Raw genomic sequence first — 1700 nt, forward strand, 5'->3', positions numbered from 1 at the left:
ACCGAGGCCGCGCTGCTCGACAACCGGACGCACTTCGATCGCGAGAGTTTCGACCTGACGCTCTGGGGCGGGATCGTCAGCAAGCCGCGCGCGCTGGGCAAGGTGATGGCCGAAGCGTCGTATTTCGGCCTCAACGAGCGCGATTCACCGGGACGCCCCACGCGCAACCGCAACCTCCATACGATCAGCGCGCGGATCATCCGCGATCCGGCGCCGCGCAGGCTCGATTTCGAGGCCGAGGCTATCTACCAATTGGGCAGCATCCGCGCCGACCTGTCGGCGGCCGCGCGCGAGCTCGACGTCTCGGCGTGGTTCGCGCATGTCGATATCGGGTACAGCTTTGCCGGCGGGTGGAAGCCGCGCCTCTCGCTCGAATATGACTATGCGAGCGGCGACGGGCGCGGCCGCAACTTTGGCCGATTCGACACGCTGTTCGGCATGCGTCGTGCTGACCTTGGTCCCGCGGGCATCTATGCCGCCCTCGGCCGCACCAATATCAGCACACCCGGCCTGCGGGTCGAGGTTGCCCCAAGCAAGCGCCTCGACGCCTTCACGGTCTATCGCCCGCTCTGGTTAGCATCGAAGACCGACAGCTTCTCCACCACGGGCGTGCGCGATCCGAACGGGCGATCGGGAAGCTTTGCGGGGCAGCAACTGGAGGGGCGCGTCCGCTACTGGCTTGTCGACCAGCGCCTTCGCGCCGAGCTCAACGCCGTCTGGCTGATCAAGGGGCGATTCCTGCGCGATGCGCCCAACGCCCCGGCGACGGGCGACACACACTATGTGTCGCTGGCACTGACGACGAATTTCTGAACGGGTTGTCGGGGGAAAATGGTGCTGCCGGTGAGGATTGAACTCACGACCTCAGCCTTACCAAGGATGCGCTCTACCACTGAGCTACGGCAGCATATTCCATTTTCGGGAACAGGAGCGGGCCTATGGCGAATGCACGGGCGTTCGTCAAGGCGTGCTTGCCGCGTTCGGCGCGATCTGCTTGGGAAAGGCGATGAGCAAGCGAGAGGATGAGCGCGCGAAGCGGCTGGCCGAGGCGCTTCGACAAAATTTGCGGCGCAGGAAAGCGCAGGCGCGCGGCGAGGAAGCGCGCCCCGAAGCTGAAAAGGAAAAGGGCGAATCCAACCATTGAAGATGTCATCCCCGCGAAAGCGGGGATCCAGACGATGCCAGTTCCGGCGCGGATGACCCTGGATTCCCGCTTTCGCGGGAATGACACCGCACGGTTATAGCGGCGCGCACTGCGCTTCAAGCCAGGCCCCGTCCGCGCCCTGCAGTTGCGGGCCGACGATCTCGCGTACCTTTGCGTGATAGGTATCGACCCACTGCCGTTCGGCGTCGGACAGCATCGAAACATCGATCAGCCGGCGCTCGATCGGCGCAAACGTCAGTGTCTCGAATCCGAGCACGGGCTTTTCGGCGCCGGGCACGTCGCGCTCGACCACGAGCACCAGATTTTCGATACGGATGCCCCAGGCGTCGGTCTTGTAATAGCCTGGCTCGTTGGACAGGATCATGCCCGCGCGCAGCGGCTCGTCGGTGCCTGCCTGCCCGCCTGCGGACATGGCAATACGCTGCGGCCCCTCATGCACCGACAGGAAGCTGCCGACGCCGTGGCCGGTGCCGTGCGCATAGTCGAGCCCGGCTTCCCAGAGATATTGCCGCGCCAGCGTGTCGAGCTGGCCGCC

At 65.2% G+C, this 1700-nt stretch carries 3 protein-coding genes and 1 tRNA gene; 1 reads left to right on the plus strand and 3 read right to left on the minus strand.

The features are described 5' to 3' along the window. The coding region (locus tag VGD20_RS03955) for an alginate export family protein (protein WP_331133199.1) at positions 1–813 on the plus strand (813 nt) is incomplete at its 5' end. 19 nt (positions 814–832) lie between these two features. Here the strand turns inward: VGD20_RS03955 and VGD20_RS03960 are convergent. The 3 genes from VGD20_RS03960 to VGD20_RS03970 form a co-directional block, all read right to left on the minus strand. Next, positions 833–907, minus strand: a tRNA-Thr gene (locus tag VGD20_RS03960). Continuing rightward, the gene (locus tag VGD20_RS03965; RefSeq protein ID WP_331133201.1) at positions 887–1264 is read right to left on the minus strand and encodes a hypothetical protein; all 378 of its coding nucleotides are present in this window, start codon (positions 1262–1264) and stop codon (positions 887–889) included. The genes VGD20_RS03960 and VGD20_RS03965 overlap by 21 nt, the downstream gene beginning before the upstream one ends. After that, a partial coding sequence (locus VGD20_RS03970; RefSeq protein ID WP_331133200.1) for a M24 family metallopeptidase C-terminal domain-containing protein occupies positions 1239–1700 on the minus strand: 462 nt, incomplete at its 5' end. The genes VGD20_RS03965 and VGD20_RS03970, both read right to left, overlap by 26 nt.

The sequence above is a fragment of the Sphingopyxis sp. genome (assembly GCF_036402335.1).
Classification (GTDB): domain Bacteria; phylum Pseudomonadota; class Alphaproteobacteria; order Sphingomonadales; family Sphingomonadaceae; genus Sphingopyxis.